This is a genomic window from Pseudocolwellia sp. G5-9 (assembly GCF_055808995.1).
Genome location: NZ_CM147893.1, coordinates 2,807,328 through 2,825,900, shown reverse-complemented (window position 1 = coordinate 2,825,900; position 18,573 = coordinate 2,807,328). Strand labels below are relative to the sequence as shown.

General features: G+C 39.6%; 9 protein-coding genes, 1 tRNA gene and 3 rRNA genes. 7 read left to right on the top strand and 6 right to left on the bottom strand.

The window, feature by feature from the left end:
* Positions 1-99: 99 nt before the first annotated feature.
* Both AC0L5Q_RS12190 and purD read left to right on the top strand, forming a co-directional pair.
* On the top strand, positions 100-912 hold the full coding sequence (locus AC0L5Q_RS12190) for a class I SAM-dependent methyltransferase (protein ID WP_473618300.1): 813 nt from the start codon (positions 100-102) through the stop codon (positions 910-912).
* A gap of 75 nt (positions 913-987) precedes the next feature.
* Positions 988-2,277 carry a phosphoribosylamine--glycine ligase gene (purD, locus tag AC0L5Q_RS12185; RefSeq protein WP_473608588.1) on the top strand — a complete coding sequence of 430 codons (1,290 nt, stop codon included), beginning with the start codon at positions 988-990 and terminating at the stop codon, positions 2,275-2,277.
* 74 nt (positions 2,278-2,351) lie between these two features.
* Here the strand turns inward: purD and AC0L5Q_RS12180 are convergent, their stop codons facing one another.
* Both AC0L5Q_RS12180 and AC0L5Q_RS12175 read right to left on the bottom strand, forming a co-directional pair.
* Positions 2,352-3,674, bottom strand: a complete 1,323-nt coding sequence (locus tag AC0L5Q_RS12180; RefSeq protein WP_473608584.1) for an IS4 family transposase — start codon at positions 3,672-3,674, stop codon at positions 2,352-2,354.
* A 148-nt stretch (positions 3,675-3,822) separates the two neighbouring features.
* Positions 3,823-4,563 (bottom strand): hypothetical protein, encoded by a 741-nt coding sequence (locus tag AC0L5Q_RS12175; RefSeq protein ID WP_473608581.1) that lies wholly within the window; start codon positions 4,561-4,563, stop codon positions 3,823-3,825.
* Between the two features lie 750 nt (positions 4,564-5,313).
* Between AC0L5Q_RS12175 and AC0L5Q_RS12170 the strand changes: the two genes are divergently transcribed.
* The 5 genes from AC0L5Q_RS12170 (at position 5,314) to rluF (ending at position 11,883) form a co-directional block, all read left to right on the top strand.
* Positions 5,314-6,856 (top strand): 16S ribosomal RNA (locus tag AC0L5Q_RS12170).
* Positions 6,857-7,018: 162 nt separating this feature from the next.
* Positions 7,019-7,095: transfer RNA gene (locus tag AC0L5Q_RS12165), tRNA-Ile, on the top strand.
* Between the two features lie 552 nt (positions 7,096-7,647).
* Positions 7,648-10,538: ribosomal RNA gene (locus tag AC0L5Q_RS12160) — 23S ribosomal RNA — on the top strand.
* Positions 10,539-10,678: 140 nt separating this feature from the next.
* Positions 10,679-10,793 (top strand): 5S ribosomal RNA (rrf, locus tag AC0L5Q_RS12155).
* Together the 16S, 23S and 5S rRNA genes with 1 tRNA gene alongside form the textbook arrangement of a ribosomal RNA operon.
* Before the next feature lie 238 nt (positions 10,794-11,031).
* Positions 11,032-11,883: a 23S rRNA pseudouridine(2604) synthase RluF gene (rluF, locus tag AC0L5Q_RS12150; RefSeq protein ID WP_473618299.1), complete on the top strand. Its 852-nt coding sequence runs from the start codon at positions 11,032-11,034 to the stop codon at positions 11,881-11,883.
* A gap of 45 nt (positions 11,884-11,928) precedes the next feature.
* Here rluF and AC0L5Q_RS12145 read toward each other — a convergent pair whose 3' ends face one another.
* The 4 genes from AC0L5Q_RS12145 to uvrA form a co-directional block, all read right to left on the bottom strand.
* Positions 11,929-13,806, bottom strand: a complete 1,878-nt coding sequence (locus tag AC0L5Q_RS12145; protein WP_473608578.1) for a propionyl-CoA synthetase — start codon at positions 13,804-13,806, stop codon at positions 11,929-11,931.
* A gap of 129 nt (positions 13,807-13,935) precedes the next feature.
* Positions 13,936-14,823, bottom strand: coding sequence for a spermidine synthase (locus AC0L5Q_RS12140; RefSeq protein WP_473608575.1), 888 nt, complete (start codon positions 14,821-14,823; stop codon positions 13,936-13,938).
* A 23-nt stretch (positions 14,824-14,846) separates the two neighbouring features.
* Complete coding sequence (locus AC0L5Q_RS12135) at positions 14,847-15,482, bottom strand: fused MFS/spermidine synthase (RefSeq protein WP_473608571.1); 636 nt, start codon at positions 15,480-15,482, stop codon at positions 14,847-14,849.
* A gap of 230 nt (positions 15,483-15,712) precedes the next feature.
* A complete protein-coding gene (gene uvrA, locus AC0L5Q_RS12130; RefSeq protein ID WP_473608568.1) occupies positions 15,713-18,541 on the bottom strand; it encodes an excinuclease ABC subunit UvrA in 2,829 nt (942 codons plus the stop codon).
* Positions 18,542-18,573: the final 32 nt, after the last annotated feature.

Sequence of the window (18,573 nt, the reverse complement as noted above, 5' to 3'; positions counted from 1 at the left end):
TTTTTAATCAATGAGTTAGTATTTAATGTACTGCTCATATTCATTAAAGTCTGTTATAACTAATTTTTATATTTAACTTTTAGTTAACGGAAGATAATAATAATGACAACACTTACAAAATTACTCACTGCTTCAATCATTTCAACAAGTTTATTAACAGCTTGTGCATCAGCAACTCCAGAACCTTCTCAATTAACGCAAGCCATTGCGAGTGATCAACGTTCAGATAAAAATAAAGCACGTGACATATATCGCCATCCAAAAGAAACCTTAGAGTTTTTTGGTTTTAATTCATCAATGACGGTAGTTGAAATTACTCCTGGTGGTGGTTGGTACACTGAAATTTTAGCGCCTGCCTTAAAAGGTAAGGGTAAACTATATGGTGCTCATTACCCTGATACGGGTGAAGATAACTACTATAGTAATTCGCGTAAAAAACTAGAGCAAAAATTAGCAAGTAATGATATTTACAGCGAAGTTGAATTAACTAATTTTGTACCAAGAAAAGCAAGTACATTAGCACCGAAAGGTACTGCTGATTTAGTACTTACTTTCCGTAATTTACATAACTGGAAAGAAGACGGTACTTTACAGGTTTTTAAAGATGCTTATACCGCGTTAAAAAAAGGTGGTGTACTTGGTGTAGTTGAACATCGTATGCCTGAAAATCAAAACTTTTCAGAAAATATGGGCAGCGGTTACTTTCCTGAAGCATTAGCGGTAAAATTAGCATTAGAAGCAGGTTTCACTTTAGCTGATAGTAGCGATATTAACGCAAATCCAAAAGATTCAGCCAAGCATCCTAAGGGAGTTTGGACTTTACCGCCCGTATTAAGATTGGGTGATGAAGATAAAGAAAAATATTTAGCGATTGGCGAAAGCGATCGCATGACTTTAAAATTTATAAAATAAATTAACATATTTTAAGTGGTACTAAATTATAGTGCCACTTAGTTAATTTTTTTAAACACTAGGAAATAAGAGTAAATGAATGTTTTAGTAATAGGTAGTGGTGGTCGTGAACATGCATTAGCGTGGAAAACGGCACAATCAGCAAATATAGAAAAAGTATTTGTGGCTCCAGGTAATGCAGGAACAGCAACAGAAGATAAATTAGAAAACATTAACATTTCTTCTGACAACACAGCTGGTTTAGTTGCTTTTGCTAAAAAAAATAATATTGCTTTAACTATTGTTGGTCCAGAACAACCTTTGGTTGATGGTGTAGTAGATGCTTTTCAAGCGGAAGGTTTAACAATCTTTGGTCCAAGTGCAAAAGCGGCGCAATTAGAAGGTTCTAAAGCATTTACTAAAGATTTCCTTGCACGTAACAATATTCCAACAGGCTATTACGAAAATTTCACCGAAATTGAACCTGCTTTAGCTTATGTTAGAAAGCAGGGCGCTCCAATTGTTGTAAAAGCGGATGGTTTAGCAGCAGGTAAAGGTGTAATCGTTGCTTTAACATTAGAAGAAGCAGAAGACGCTATCAAAGATATGTTAGCGGGTAATGCTTTTGGTGATGCTGGACATAGAGTTGTTATTGAAGAGTTTTTAGAAGGTGAAGAAGCAAGTTTCATCGTAATGGTTGATGGTAAAAATGTATTAGCATTTGCTACTAGCCAAGATCATAAACGTGCCTACAATGAAGATAAAGGTCCAAACACAGGTGGTATGGGAGCTTATTCTCCAGCGCCAGTGGTAACGCCTGAAATTCATAATCGAATTATGAATGAAGTTATTTATCCAACCGTTGAGGGTATGGCAAAAGAAGGTGCTCCATATACAGGTTTTTTATATGCAGGTTTGATGATTGATGCAAATGGCACTCCTAATGTTATTGAATATAATTGTCGTTTTGGTGATCCCGAAACTCAACCTATCATGATGCGCTTACAATCAGATCTTGCCGAATTATGTATACTGGCATGTAATGGTAAATTAGATACAGCGACTATTTCTTTTGATGAACGAGCGGCTGTAGGTGTTGTTCTTGCCGCAGGTGGATATCCAGCAAGTTATAATAAAGGTGATGTGATCTCAGGTTTAGAGGTTAACAAAGCTGACGATGCAAAAACTTTTCATGCAGGTACATCTTTAGTTGATGGTAATGTAGTGACTAATGGTGGACGTGTATTATGTGCAACTGCTTTAGGTAATACAGTAACTGAAGCACAAGAGAAAGCTTACACGTTATTAAATCAAATCTCGTGGAAAGATGTTCAATTCAGAACTGACATTGCTTACCGTGCTATTGAAAGAGAACAAAACGGTTAGGTTAATATTTACTCAATTAGCTATAGCAATAAGTGATCAAAAATTAAAAAGCCAAGAATAATTCTTAATGCCGTTCACTTAAGGTGAGCGGCATTTCTTTTTTTAACAGGGTACCTATTCTTAGAACACTTCAATTCTCGCGGATAACTCCGCTCTCTACGTGCTGGCAATACAAACTGTTTGGCACTTTTGGTTATATCCATAACAAATTTTGACACATTTCCTGGCGAACAAAATGGCAACATAGTCAGTTGATAAATTATGTGCATTGAAGCACCATGAAAACTTAATTGGTTTGGATGTATTGAATCGAGTGACTTCGCCATTAATACCATTTGATAACGGATCAGATTATAAGCGAGTAATATCCCCCACAACTCTTGTTTTATAAGCTCAGGTTGATTACTACGCAAGGTAAATTGGCTATCAAGTAGTGACTGCTTCATTTCTCTAAAACCAAGTTCTATTTCCCACCGATGTCCGTATAAATCGACAATATCAGCGACAGGAAACTTCATTGCATCCGTCATAGACGTTAACACTTCGCACGCTTTACCATTAACCTTTCTCGATACTAATCGAGCTTCAATTGATTCAGGTAATTCAGGAAACTTCTTTCGTGCTTGGGGACAGGCGGTTAAACGAACTATTTTATCTTGGCGTCCTAATGAACGAACAATGTCATATTGTACGTTCTTTTTTAGCGGTATCAGCCAATGACGTGATATTCTCGTGGATTGCCAACGATAAAGTAATCCAAGCGAGTAGAAGCCTCTATCAAATAGTGTCAAGCTATGATCTGGTGTTGTTTCAACTAGCGAGCCAGCTAATTTCATTTCGTTAATATCAACACTATCAAAAGCACTTTGTGTTAATAAATGACTTGTTAATTCCATCTGGCATACCATGCGCACTTGGGGGTAACTTGCCTTGCCATGAGAGTTTCCTGTACGTGCAAAATATTCATTATTTTCTTTTGAGTCAGGTGTTCGCCATACAACGCCATCAACACCTAATAGTGTCAATCCACACCATGTGGGGTGAGTAGACTCCTCATGCCATAGCGATTGTGTTTTATTAAAAATAGATTCTATTGCTTTATGACCAAGTTTCTTTCTTGCTTGTGTTACGGCACTAGGTGCAACATAGGGGTCACCGTTAGGTAGAATGATATCAAGCTGATTAACTAATTGGCGGATAGACATTTTACGAAATAAAGCCATACCAATAACAGCCCACACCATTTGCTCCATAGGAAGCTTGCGCTTCCTTATGGTCGCAATACCTGACTGAGCCAACGCTTCATCAACGATGCTTGGGTCTAATAATTCACTTAATCCTGTAAATTCAGTAAAACTATTTTGTGAAACTTGTGATAAGGCAGTAGAGAGTTGCAAAAGAAAAGGCTCCTGAATAAATTCAGAAGCCTTTATATACTAACCAGAAGATCGGTCAATGGATCGTTAAACATTTCTTAACTGATCGGCATTAAGAATAATTCTTGGCTTTTTTATGTTTTCATATTGAGTTGTACTATATAGGTATCTATTTTTGCTGTGCTAACGATTCAATAGGTGCTCCGCCATCAACAGCAGCAGAGAAAGCTAAATCTTTATCTAAGCCGGCATTTACAGCAGCGTTAACAATTGCTTGGTTATGGCTTTCATTTGTAGAACTTACAGCAGTTGAAACAATTTGCTCTCCGCTATCAGGGAATAATAGGAAGGTATAAGAAACCCATTTAGATACTTTTTCAGGGATTGCTTTTATTAAGCCAGATAAAACATCAACCATTCGATCAGGAAAGCTAGTCATTGTATTTGACAAAATAGCTCTAGGATGAAGGGGCTCTGTTTGAATTGTAACTCTAACAAGTTGTTCTAAATTGTCAGGATCATGCAACGCAGCTGTATTTAATATTTCTTGCGCATAAGCTGGCTCAGCTTCTACCACTATTTTTACTAACTCAGTACTTGATGCAATATCTTTGTTTAAAAAATGCTCAACCACATTACAAGCATTTACAGGTTCAGCATCTAAAGCACCTAACATAATCTGTTTGTATTCTGCTGGGTGAAGAGTTAAAGCAGAGCTTAATACTTTATCTATTTGTTCAGGGTAACGGGTTAAAATTGAACTTATACTTTTTCGAAGCGATATTTGCTGCTTAGTTTGTTGATTTATTAATTGAGTTATAAACAATTCTTGTTTTGATGATACGTCTTCCTTGGCGAAACTACTTATACTAATAAAACTGAACAACGATAAAATAAAAACATATTTCATTATTAATGCCTATTAACTATGTGAATAACACTATAAATGAACCTAAAGCTAAATAAACATTCCATTATTTTTTCGTAAAACTTTCAGATTATCTACACCATAAAATTTACAGGATAATCAAAGATCCTACAAGGTTAGTCTCATAAATAATCAAATAGTTCAAATATAAATCAAACAAACGAAAAAAGAGAAAAAAGAACAAAAAAAGCTTGCGTGGACAGAAAAGATCGTTAGAATGCGCTCCACTTCTTCAGGGAAACCCAGAGAAGGTAAGTATAGGAAATACTGAGTTCACAGAATAAGGACAGCGAAGTGGACGTTTTGATAGGTTTAGTTAGGCTTAATTGACGAATTAAACGAAAGATAACTTTTAAAATCTTTTAAAAAGAATTTCAAAAAGTTGTTGACATCAAAACTGAGACGCGTAGAATGCGCATCTCGCTTCAGGCAAGGCCTGCAGCACAAGAGCTTAACGAATGCGATTAACCTCTTGCTTCTTTTATAAAAAGAAGCCTTTCTTTAAAAATTAGTTATCATGCAATTTGTGTGAACACTCACATTAAGATTGATTTTACATAGTCGGTTTTATTACTTAGGTAATAAGAAAGACGTAAAACAGCTTATGTTGATGTCACACAAAAAAGTATAATTTAATCTTTGATTAGATTGTACGTTTTATGTAGTTACTGACTTCGGTTAGTAACACGACAGAATTCATTGAGCAGCATCGCAAGATGCACAAACGATTTATAATTGAAGAGTTTGATCATGGCTCAGATTGAACGCTGGCGGCAGGCTTAACACATGCAAGTCGAGCGGAAACGAGAATAGCTTGCTATTCGGCGTCGAGCGGCGGACGGGTGAGTAATGCTTGGGAATATGCCTAATGGTGGGGGACAACAGTTGGAAACGACTGCTAATACCGCATAACGTCTACGGACCAAAGGAGGGGATTCTTCGGAACCTTTCGCCATTTGATTAGCCCAAGTGAGATTAGCTAGTTGGTAAGGTAAAGGCTTACCAAGGCGACGATCTCTAGCTGGTTTGAGAGGATGATCAGCCACACTGGGACTGAGACACGGCCCAGACTCCTACGGGAGGCAGCAGTGGGGAATATTGCACAATGGGCGAAAGCCTGATGCAGCCATGCCGCGTGTGTGAAGAAGGCCTTCGGGTTGTAAAGCACTTTCAGCGAGGAGGAAAGGGTGTAGACTAATACTCTGCATCTGTGACGTTACTCGCAGAAGAAGCACCGGCTAACTTCGTGCCAGCAGCCGCGGTAATACGAGGGGTGCAAGCGTTAATCGGAATTACTGGGCGTAAAGCGTGCGTAGGTGGTTTGTTAAGCAAGATGTGAAAGCCCCGGGCTCAACCTGGGAACTGCATTTTGAACTGGCAAGCTAGAGTATTGTAGAGGGTAGTGGAATTTCCAGTGTAGCGGTGAAATGCGTAGAGATTGGAAGGAACATCAGTGGCGAAGGCGGCTACCTGGACAAATACTGACACTGAGGCACGAAAGCGTGGGGAGCAAACAGGATTAGATACCCTGGTAGTCCACGCCGTAAACGATGTCAACTAGCCGTCTGTAGACTTGATCTGTGGGTGGCGTAGCTAACGCGCTAAGTTGACCGCCTGGGGAGTACGGCCGCAAGGTTAAAACTCAAATGAATTGACGGGGGCCCGCACAAGCGGTGGAGCATGTGGTTTAATTCGATGCAACGCGAAGAACCTTACCATCCCTTGACATCCTACTAAGTTACCAGAGATGGTTTCGTGCCTTCGGGAAAGTAGTGACAGGTGCTGCATGGCTGTCGTCAGCTCGTGTTGTGAAATGTTGGGTTAAGTCCCGCAACGAGCGCAACCCCTATCCTTATTTGCTAGCGCGTAATGGCGAGAACTCTAAGGAGACTGCCGGTGATAAACCGGAGGAAGGTGGGGACGACGTCAAGTCATCATGGCCCTTACGGGATGGGCTACACACGTGCTACAATGGCAAGTACAGAGGGCAGCAATACCGCGAGGTGGAGCGAATCCCACAAAGCTTGTCGTAGTCCGGATTGGAGTCTGCAACTCGACTCCATGAAGTCGGAATCGCTAGTAATCGTAGATCAGAATGCTACGGTGAATACGTTCCCGGGCCTTGTACACACCGCCCGTCACACCATGGGAGTGGGTTGCAAAAGAAGTGGCTAGTTTAACCTTCGGGAGGACGGTCACCACTTTGTGATTCATGACTGGGGTGAAGTCGTAACAAGGTAACCCTAGGGGAACCTGGGGTTGGATCACCTCCTTATCTTGAAGTAAAACGTTTTAATGGGTATAAGATTTATTTAGGTCGATTATTTGCCATCCGTGGCTAATCGACACAGGTACATCCTGTACCAAGAGTGTTCACACAAATTGCCTGATAACAAAAAAGAAGAAGTCCAACATCTAGCTTTGGATTCTATACAATAGGTCTGTAGCTCAGCTGGTTAGAGCGCACCCCTGATAAGGGTGAGGTCGGCAGTTCAAGTCTGCCCAGACCTACCAATTTAAATTTCTACTGCGTTATTTAACAAAGCGTTTAAAGAAGATTAAACGTCATCATTAAAGGCCTTGTGAAAATGTAAATTACAGTAGGATACTTCTTCAAAGAAAGAATAGAGACCAAATTTAACGTATCTCAACGTTTAACGAGATGGTTTAGATTTGGTTTTTTACCGGAAACGTTCCGTACGTTTCTCGGATTTTCCTCCATCCGTGGAGGTCAAACCAAAATTTTAGCCGAATGCGTGCTGAGATTAAGTTCTTTAACAATCTGGAAAGCTGATATAAATACCGGTATTTATATAGCATTCAACGGTGTCGCGCTGTTGTTTGTAACGTATAAATACCAAGCTATTGTTACTTCTTTTATCGGGAAGTGATGATGGTGATAGTGGCTCCTCCTCGGAGACGCTATCAACCCGATATATTCGTAAGAATATATCAACTCTTATTCAAGACACACAATGTGTGCGTGAAAATGTCAGACTTTACAATTACTGTGGTTTAGTCACCACGGTGTACTTAATATTCTTTCGAGACTATTTAGGGTTGTATGGTTAAGTGACTAAGCGTATGTGGTGGATGCCTTGGCAGTTAGAGGCGATGAAGGACGTGTTAATCTGCGAAAAGCTTTGGTGAGGTGATAAAAACCGTTATAGCCAAAGATATCCGAATGGGGAAACCCACCCGTCGTAAGGCGGGTATCGCTACCTGAATACATAGGGTAGCGAGGCGAACCGGGAGAACTGAAACATCTAAGTACCCCGAGGAAAAGAAATCAACCGAGATTTCGTTAGTAGCGGCGAGCGAACGCGAATTAGCCCTTAAGTGGTTTGTAAGTTAGTGGAATCTACTGGAAAGTAGAGCGATACAGGGTGATAGCCCCGTACACGAAAATAAACTTACCATGAAATCGAGTAGGTCGGCACACGTGAAACGTTGACTGAACATGGGGGGACCATCCTCCAAGGCTAAATACTCCTAACTGACCGATAGTGAACCAGTACCGTGAGGGAAAGGCGAAAAGAACCCCTGTGAGGGGAGTGAAATAGAACCTGAAACCGCATACGTACAAGCAGTGGGAGCCCGATTTAGTCGGGTGACTGCGTACCTTTTGTATAATGGGTCAGCGACTTATATTTTGTAGCAAGGTTAACCGAATAGGGGAGCCGTAGCGAAAGCGAGTGTTAACTGCGCGTTTAGTTGCAAGGTATAGACCCGAAACCCGGCGATCTACCCATGGGCAGGTTGAAGGTTGAGTAACATCAACTGGAGGACCGAACACACGTATGTTGAAAAATGCGGTGATGACTTGTGGGTCGGAGTGAAAGGCTAATCAAGCCGGGAGATAGCTGGTTCTCCCCGAAATCTATTTAGGTAGAGCCTCGCACGAACACCATTGGGGGTAGAGCACTGTTAAGGCTAGGGGGTCATCCCGACTTACCAACCCTTTGCAAACTCCGAATACCAATGAGTGATATGCGGGAGACACACTACGGGTGCTAACGTCCGTTGTGAAGAGGGAAACAACCCAGACCGCCAGCTAAGGTCCCAAAGTACTAGTTAAGTGGGAAACGATGTGGAAAGGCATAGACAGCTAGGAGGTTGGCTTAGAAGCAGCCATCCTTTAAAGAAAGCGTAATAGCTCACTAGTCGAGTCGGTCTGCGCGGAAGATGTAACGGGGCTAAACTAGTCACCGAAGCTGCGGATTTGAACTTAGGTTCAAGTGGTAGGGGAGCGTTCTGTAAGCCGTTGAAGGTGTGTTGTAAAGCATGCTGGAGGTATCAGAAGTGCGAATGCTGACATGAGTAACGATAAGGGGAGTGAAAAACTCCCCCGCCGAAAGACCAAGGTTTCCTGTCCCATGTTAATCAGGGCAGGGTAAGTCGGCCCCTAAGGCGAGGCGGAAACGCGTAGTCGATGGGAAACAGATTAATATTTCTGTACTTCTATATATTGCGAAGGAGGGACGGAGTAGGCTAGGTGAGCACGGCGTTGGTAGTCCGTGTGAAAGATTGTAGGTGGGTGACTTAGGTAAATCCGGGTTGCTGTTAACACTGAGAGTCGAGACGAGTCTCTACGGAGATGAAGTCATTGATGCCATGCTTCCAGGAAAAGCTTCTAAGCTTCAGATATATAGGAACCGTACCCCAAACCGACACAGGTGGTTAGGTAGAGAATACTAAGGCGCTTGAGAGAACTCGGGTGAAGGAACTAGGCAAAATAGTACCGTAACTTCGGGAGAAGGTACGCTCTCTGGTGTGAATCCCTTGCGGAGTAAGCACAGGAGAGTCGAAGTAACCAGGTGGCTGGAACTGTTTATTAAAAACACAGCACTGTGCAAAATCGAAAGATGACGTATACGGTGTGACGCCTGCCCGGTGCCGGAAGGTTAATTGATTGGGTTAGCTCTGCGAAGCTCATGATCGAAGCCCCGGTAAACGGCGGCCGTAACTATAACGGTCCTAAGGTAGCGAAATTCCTTGTCGGGTAAGTTCCGACCTGCACGAATGGCGTAATCATGGCCACACTGTCTCCACCCGAGACTCAGTGAAATTGAAATTGCGGTTAAGATGCCGTATACCCGCGGCTAGACGGAAAGACCCCGTGAACCTTTACTATAGCTTGACAGTGAACATTGCTCCTACATGTGTAGGATAGGTGGGAGGCTTTGAAGATGCGTCGCCAGATGTGTTGGAGCCAACCTTGAAATACCACCCTTGTATGCGTGATGTTCTAACCTAGGGCCCTCATCGGGCTTGGGGACACTGTCTGGTGGGTAGTTTGACTGGGGCGGTCTCCTCCCAAAGAGTAACGGAGGAGCACGAAGGTTGGCTAAGTACGGTCGGACATCGTACGGTTAGTGCAATGGCATAAGCCAGCTTAACTGCGAGACAGACACGTCGAGCAGGTACGAAAGTAGGTCATAGTGATCCGGTGGTTCTGTATGGAAGGGCCATCGCTCAACGGATAAAAGGTACTCCGGGGATAACAGGCTGATACCGCCCAAGAGTTCATATCGACGGCGGTGTTTGGCACCTCGATGTCGGCTCATCACATCCTGGGGCTGAAGTCGGTCCCAAGGGTATGGCTGTTCGCCATTTAAAGTGGTACGCGAGCTGGGTTTAGAACGTCGTGAGACAGTTCGGTCCCTATCTGCCGTGGGCGTTTGAGAATTGAAGAGGGCTGCTCCTAGTACGAGAGGACCGGAGTGGACGAACCGCTGGTGTTCGGGTTGTTATGCCAATAGCATTGCCCGGTAGCTACGTTCGGAACTGATAACCGCTGAAAGCATCTAAGCGGGAAACAGGCTTTGAGATGAGTTCTCACTGGAGCTTTAAGCTCCCTAAAGGGTCGTTGGAGACTACAACGTTGATAGGTCAGGTGTGTAAGGGTTGTGAGGCCTTGAGCTAACTGATACTAATTGCCCGTGAGGCTTAACCATACAACACCTAAATAGTTTTGTATGAAGTTTGACACACTCTATGAGTGACACGTACACATGTGCGAATAAGAGATTAAAACGTATTTATAGTTCAATGAAAATAATTTTTGTTGAAAGGCTTTCAAGATTGACCTTTTTTGTCTAGCGACAATAGCGATGTAGACCCACCTGATCCCATTCCGAACTCAGAAGTGAAATGCATTAGCGCCGATGGTAGTGTGGGAGTTCCCATGTGAGAGTAGGACATTGCTAGGCTTCTCATTAAGAAAAGCCCGATTCGAAAGAGTCGGGCTTTTTGCTGTCTGGTGTTAAACATTGCAGCAGTCGTTCCAAGGTCGAACATACATTGTTTTTAGGCCCATCGAAGAAGCGCTTGATTGGTAACGTGTATATAACTTTCTCTACTTATGTTGTAACTGATGTATAATATGTTTTTGATTTTTTTCTTAAAGGTTTGTTTGTGTCTGAAGATCTAAAGCGCCTCAATAAATATATTAGTGATTCTGGTTTCTGTTCAAGACGAGAGGCGGATAAACTTATCGAGAAAGGTCGTGTAACTATCAATGGAAAAATACCTGAATTAGGTACCAAGGTTGCCTCTCATGACGAAGTTCGTGTAAATGGCCATATCGTTGAACAAGTTGCTAAAAATAAATCTGACCGTATCTATATTGCTTATAATAAACCTGTTGGAATTACTTGTACTACTGAATCTCATGTTCGTGGCAACATTATTGATGCTATTGGTCATAAAAAAAGAATTTTCCCTATCGGGCGTTTAGATAAACCTTCAGAGGGTTTGATATTTCTGACAAGTGACGGAGATATAGTTAACAAAATTTTAAGAGCAGAGAATGCTCACGACAAAGAATATATTGTGAGTGTTGATAAACCTATCAGTGAGAGGTTTATTGAACGAATGTCTAAAGGTGTTCCTATACTGGGTACTATAAGTAAACCTTGTATTGTCACTGTAGTGAGTAAGTATGTATTTAAAATCATACTAACCCAAGGATTGAACAGACAAATTCGCCGCATGTGTGAATATTTAGATTACGAAGTTCAAACTCTTAAACGTTCTCGTATTATGAGTGTTGAATTAGGTGATCTTAAAAGTGGTGAATGGCGTTATCTTTCAACATCTGAAATGAATGAGATTAATTCTGCAGTGGCTGGATCATCGAAAACGGCTAGAGATACTTCAGCTCCTAAAGCTGATTTTAAAGTCGAAGATGAAACCAAAATAATGACTAAAGTAGATACCAAAGCACTAAAATTTACTTCTAAGAAATCAGCTTCTTCTAAAAAGTCTCAAACGCGTAATAAGTTATCGTTAAAAAAATAACCTGACATCCACTGTCATTGTTAAATTCAGTTTAAAATATTATGTTTATGCCGCGCTTAATAATAGTTGCAACTCGTCTAAGACATTAGGATCATCGATGGTTGAAGGCATTTGATATTCTTCGCCATCGACAATTTGTCTTATGGTTTTTCTTAATATTTTTCCCGATCTTGTTTTAGGTAATCGTTCCACTATATACACTGCTTTTAGGCTTGCGATAGGCCCAATTTGTTCTCGTATTGCTTGTTTTAGCTCTAGTTCTAGATCAGCGTTAGATAAACTAATATTATTTTTAACTACCACTAATGCAGTAGGAATTTGACCTTTTATAGGACAATGGCCTCCAATAACTGCACATTCTGCAATCGCAAAATGATTTGAGATGACTTCTTCCATCTCTCCAGTCGACATTCTATGACCTGCAACGTTAATAATGTCGTCTGTGCGACCCATAATGTATAAATAATTTTCGCTATCTATATAACCACTATCGCCTGTAACATAATAACCAGGGAAAGCCTTTAGATAGCCATCTTTAAATCTATCTGCATTTTTCCAAATAGTTGATAAACAGCCAGGAGGTAAAGGTAATTTAATCGCTATATTTCCTTCTTCGCCTTTCGTTAATTCATTACCTGAACCATCAACTACTTTTATATTATATCCAGGAGTTGCTAATCCAGCTGACCCTGATTTAGTTGTTTTTTGTTCTATACCATAAGGGATTGAAGCTATTGCCCAGCCTGTTTCGGTTTGCCACCAATGGTCAATTACAGGTAGTTTAGTTTTATTTTTTAACCATTCGTAAGTGGCGGGGTCTAAACGTTCTCCAGCTAGATATAAGCGTTCTAATTTAGATAAATCATATTGGTGAATGAGGTCAGCATTAGGGTCTTCTTTACATATTGCTCTGAAAGCCGTTGGAGCGCTAAATAATGCTTTTACCTTATATTCTTCGCAAACTCGCCAGAATGTTCCAGCATCAGGAGTGAATACTGGTTTACCTTCAAAAAGAACGGTTGTACAGCCCGCTATTAATGGTGCGTAGACGATATATGAATGTCCAACAACCCAGCCTACATCTGAAGCAGCCCAAAATACTTCGCCTTTATTAATATCGTATATAGCTTTCATACTGTATTTCATTGCAACGGCATGTGAGCCATTATCGCGCACAACACCTTTAGGTTTACCTGTTGTTCCCGATGTGTAGAGAATATAGAGAGGATCAGTGGCATTTACTGCTACAGGTTCGGCTTCTATTGCATTTTCCATTAACTTAGACCATGAGTAGTCTCTGCCATCAATTAAGTTAGCCTCGATTAAGTCCCGTTGAAAAATGATGCAAGAAGTGGGTTTGAAGTCAGCTAAGTCAATTGCTTTATCGATCATAGGCTTATAAGGAATAACTTTGGTAATTTCTACACCGCAACTAGCAGAAATAATAACTTTAGGTTGCGCATCATCTATCCTGATGGCTAATTCATGTGGCGCAAAGCCACCAAACACAACCGAATGAATAGCGCCTATTCTTGCGCAAGCTAACATAGCTATGGCAGCTTGAGGGATCATGGGCATGTAAATTAAAACACGATCACCTTTTTTTATATTTTTATTTTTTAGTACAGATGCAAATTTAGCAACTTCGTGTTTTAGCTCATTATAGGTAAATTGTTGTTTGGTATTGGTAACCGGTGAGTCGTAGATTAAAGCAAGCGTATGTCCGTTGCCTTGTTCTATATGATAATCCAAAGCGAGATAAGAAGTATTGAGTTTGCCATCTTCAAACCATTGGTAATTGCCATCATTATTTTTTGACAATATTATTTTTGGTTTTTTAATCCACTGTATATCGTCAGCTTGTTTTTTCCAGAAAGCAGTAGGATCATTACTTGATAGATTATATTCTTCTTGATAGCTCATGGTTCTTACCTTGTTGGATAGATAATAACCAGTTTAAAACTTGAAAGGTAAATTCTCTATTAGACCTTCGGCTAATGAAGGCCTAATATTTATTTTTTGATCTTTGATTAAATGAATATGAAATTTTGTTTATAAATTAAGTAAGTTAGCAGGAGAATATTGATCTGTTAGTACTTTAGTATCTTCAGGCCAATCAATATTGTCTTTAGTAGATATCATATTACTTCTTATTTCTCTAATATCTATATCAAAGGGTTTGAGTAATGGATAGAGTTTTTCTACTCTAGCTTTTATAACTTCATCACTTGGTTGTTCGGTATAGCCAGCCAGTATTATTCTATTACTGTTCTTTTTATTACTTACATTAATAAAGTCTCCAAATACATCGTAGTAAGTCGCAGATTCGTGAAAATATAATTTACTAATAGAGAAGGTATTGGCTGAAATTATTCCGTTAGGGGATAAGATATTTTTTGTTTCTTCAAAAAATTCCTTTGTTAACAAATGTTCAGGAATATAGTCACCATTAAAAGCATCTAAAATTATCCAATCGTATTTTTGTTTTTTTAATTTTGCTCGTTTGATAAATATACGCCCATCTTGAGTAGTTGCTGTTATTTTATCGTTTTCAAAAAAGCTGAAATATTCTCTAGCAACATTAGTTACAGCGGGATCTATTTCAATATTATCAATATAAGCATCGGGATAAAGTTGATGTATGGTATTAGAAAGTGTTCCGCCACCTAGGCCAATAATTAATACTTTTTTAGGATCATCTATCATCAATAAACTTGAAAACACGAGTTTGGCATAGTTAAAAACGAGCTTTTGTGGATCATCTTTAAATATACAACTTTGATTAGTTTTACTACTTTTAGTATTGAATTTTAAACAGCGTTTATTTCCGTTTTCATCAACAATGATATTACGGTATAGCGATCGTTCACTATGAATGACTTTTGAAAAACTCGTAAAGGGTAATAATATTAATACGATAAGGCTTAAATATTTGAACATAGTATTCTCTATTTTTTGTTTTATTAAATAACAGATGACGAAACTTTCATATGATTTTTAAAAGCACTTTTATGTAGAGCTATAGCTAGCAAGCCCAATAAACCTAGGGTTAAACTAAAGCCTAAAATAATGTCGTTTACATTAAAGGCGAGTACCATGTAAAAGGAAGTAATAATTGTGCCTAATGCGCTGCCAAGTGTGCTGACAAAATATAAAATACCAGCAACTTGCCCACTTTTTTCACTATCGGTTACTAGTAATCTTACGGAATAAGGTGAGATCATGCCAAGAATTATTGTAGGGATAAAAAATAATACCATTGAAGCGAGTAATGAGCCGTATCGACTGTCTTCAACATGATTAAAAATAAATTCCATAATTTCTTGGGAGAAAAAAACGATAGGAAGAACTGTGATACTCGCGAAAAGGAAGATTAATCCATAACGTGTTAAGGACGCATTTTTTGTAGAAAGCTTACCGCCAATTAAATAGCCGAATGATAAACTCAACATAAATACGGTAATAATACTCCCCCAAATATGAACGCTACTACCAAAGAATGGCGCGAGAATTCTTCCGCCTAACAGTTCAATGCCCATAATGCTAAAACCACTAGAAAAAGCTAAAAAATAGATCAGGGCGTTTGTTTTTGAAGTCATATAATTATTATTTCTTTAGATCATTGTAAAGGTTGTTCTTATCTTAACTGGATGGTTTTGAGTTAGCTATAGTGATTCAACTCAATTAGCTGAAATTTGTATAAAGGCTTGAAGGTTTTGAACGATCCACTAAATATTTTTAAATGAAATTGAAATATCAAAAGCCTATTATTTATATCGATTAAGAAAAAATAATAGGCTTTAAAATTTAGTAATTACAGCTAGTTAACTTATTGTTTAAGTAAGGTTTTAAGAAATCCTGCAGTATGAGATGTTTTGTGTTCGGCGACTTCTTCAGGCGTACCACACACTAAAATTTCACCTCCGCCTGAACCACCTTCAGGACCTAGGTCGATAACCCAATCGGCTGTTTTCACAACATCTAAATTATGTTCAATAACAACAATAGTATTACCTTGATCACGTAGGCGATGGATAACTTGTAGTAATTGTTTAATATCGTGGAAATGCAGGCCAGTTGTTGGTTCATCTAATATATAAAGAGTTTTACCTGTATCACGCTTAGATAATTCTTTAGCGAGCTTAACGCGTTGCGCTTCACCACCGGAAAGTGTAGTGGCAGATTGTCCAAGTTTTATATAACTTAAACCTACATCAAGTAAGGTTTTTAATTTACGTTTAACAGCAGGTATCGCATTAAAAAACTCAAAAGCATCTTCGATAGTCATATCCAATACTTCATGAATATTCTTACCTTTGTATTTAACTTCTAAGGTTTCACGGTTGTAGCGCTGACTCTTACAATCGTCACAAGGTACGTAAACATCAGGAAGAAAATGCATTTCTACTTTGATCAGCCCGTCACCTTGACAAGCTTCACAACGGCCACCTTTAACATTAAAGCTGAATCGTCCTGGCTTATAACCACGAGATCTTGCTTCTTGTGTAGCAGCAAAGATGTCTCTTACTGCTGTAAATATTCCTGTATAAGTAGCAGGGTTTGAACGTGGTGTTCTACCTATTGGGCTTTGATCTATATCGATAACTTTATCGAGCAAGTCTAAACCAATAATTTCTTTATAAGGTGAAGGTTCTTGAGTGGTTGCGCCGTTTAATTCAATGTGAGCAAGTTTGTATAAAGTATCATTAATTAACGTTGATTTACCTGAGCCAGAAACACCTGTTACACAAGTCATCAAGCCGTTTGGAATGGTTAAATTTACATTCTTTAAGTTGTTACCTGTTGCGCCTATTAATTTAACTACATTGTCTTTATCAAAAGGTATGCGTTGTTTCGGTATTTCAATACGTTCTCTGCCAGATAAGTATTTACCAGTAAGTGAGTCTTCACACGCTAATATGTCGTCTACTGTACCTTCGGCAATTATCTGACCGCCATGAACACCAGCACCGGGGCCAATATCAATTACATGGTCGGCTTCTCTAATGGCATCTTCGTCATGCTCAACTACGATCACCGTATTACCGAGATCTCTAAGATGAATTAAAGTCTTAAGTAGTCGTTCGTTATCTCGTTGATGTAAACCAATTGAAGGTTCATCAAGTACATACATAACGCCCACTAAACCAGCGCCTATTTGACTTGCTAAACGAATGCGTTGAGCCTCACCACCTGACAAAGTACCCGCAGCACGAGAAAGGTTAAGATAATTTAAACCTACGTTAACTAAAAATCCTAATCGATCGATAATTTCTTTAAGAATTTTTTCAGCAATTTGGCCCTTTTGACCGGGTAAATTTAATTCTTGGAAAAAAGTTAATGCGTCAGCAATCGCGTATTCAGCGACTTCTGGTAGGGCAGTTTCATTAACAAAAACGTTACGTGCTTCTAAACGTAGTCGACTCCCGTTACAGTCAGGACAATGTTGGCTATTTAAATATTTAGATAATTCATCACGTACGGCATTCGATTCAGTTTCACGATAGCGTCGGTCCATGTTATTTAAAATACCTTCGAACGGATGATTTCGGATAACAATATCGCCACGGTCGTTCATGTATTTAAATTCTATTTCTTGTTTGCCACTTCCACGTAAAATTATTTCTTGATGCTTTTTATCTAATTCATTAAATGGTTTGTCTAAAGCAAAATCAAAATGATCTGCTAATGCTTGTAGCATTTGAAAATAATAAAAATTACGTTTGTCCCAACCGCGAATAGCACCGCCAGCAAGACTTAACTCTGGGTTAGCAATAACACGATTTTCATCGAAAAATTGTTGGTTACCTAAACCATCACAGGTTTGACAAGCACCTGCAGGGTTGTTGAAAGAGAATAGTCTTGGTTCAAGCTCTTGCATACTGTAACCACAATGTGGGCAAGCAAAGTTAGCTGAAAACAACAATTCTTCTTTATTGGGTTCATCCATAAAAGCAACTTTTGCTGTACCAGCGGTTAACGCTAGTGCCGTTTCAAAAGATTCAGATAAACGTAGTTGAATGTCTTCTCTTACTTTTAAGCGATCCACCACAACTTCAATGGTGTGTTTTTTATGTAACTCTAATGTTGGCGGATCGGATAAATCATATACTTCACCATCGATGCGAGCACGGATGTAACCTTGGGCCGCTAAATTATCGAGTAATTTAAGGTGTTCACCTTTGCGGCCTTGCAATACCGGCGCTAATACCATGACCTTTGTACCTTCTTCTAAAGAAAGTACTTTATCTACCATTTGTGAAACCGTTTGAGCAGCAAGCGGTTCGTTATGTGTAGGACAACGAGGCTCACCAACGCGGGCATACAATAAACGTAAGTAATCGTATATTTCAGTAATAGTTCCAACGGTTGATCGTGGGTTATGAGATGTTGATTTTTGCTCAATAGAAATCGCTGGAGATAACCCTTCTATATGATCAACATCAGGCTTTTCCATTAAAGATAAAAATTGGCGCGCATAAGCCGATAAAGACTCTACATATCTACGTTGACCTTCGGCATATAAAGTATCAAACGCTAATGATGATTTTCCTGAGCCTGAGAGGCCGGTAATAACAACGAGCTTTTCGCGAGGAATATCTAAACTAATATTTTTTAGATTATGGGTACGAGCCCCTCTAACTTCTATATTTCTCATAACGGTTCCGTATGGATTTGTAACCAACAATT

Bases quoted from the DNA above. Each gene is read 5' to 3' on its own strand.
- uvrA (WP_473608568.1), bottom strand. From the start codon at position 18,541: ATGAGAAATATAGAAGTTAGAGGGGCTCGTACCCATAATCTAAAAAAT.
- AC0L5Q_RS12175 (WP_473608581.1), bottom strand. From the start codon at position 4,563: ATGAAATATGTTTTTATTTTATCGTTGTTCAGTTTTATTAGTATAAGT.
- AC0L5Q_RS12135 (WP_473608571.1), bottom strand. From the start codon at position 15,482: ATGACTTCAAAAACAAACGCCCTGATCTATTTTTTAGCTTTTTCTAGT.
- purD (WP_473608588.1), top strand. From the start codon at position 988: ATGAATGTTTTAGTAATAGGTAGTGGTGGTCGTGAACATGCATTAGCG.
- AC0L5Q_RS12140 (WP_473608575.1), bottom strand. From the start codon at position 14,823: ATGTTCAAATATTTAAGCCTTATCGTATTAATATTATTACCCTTTACG.
- AC0L5Q_RS12145 (WP_473608578.1), bottom strand. From the start codon at position 13,806: ATGAGCTATCAAGAAGAATATAATCTATCAAGTAATGATCCTACTGCT.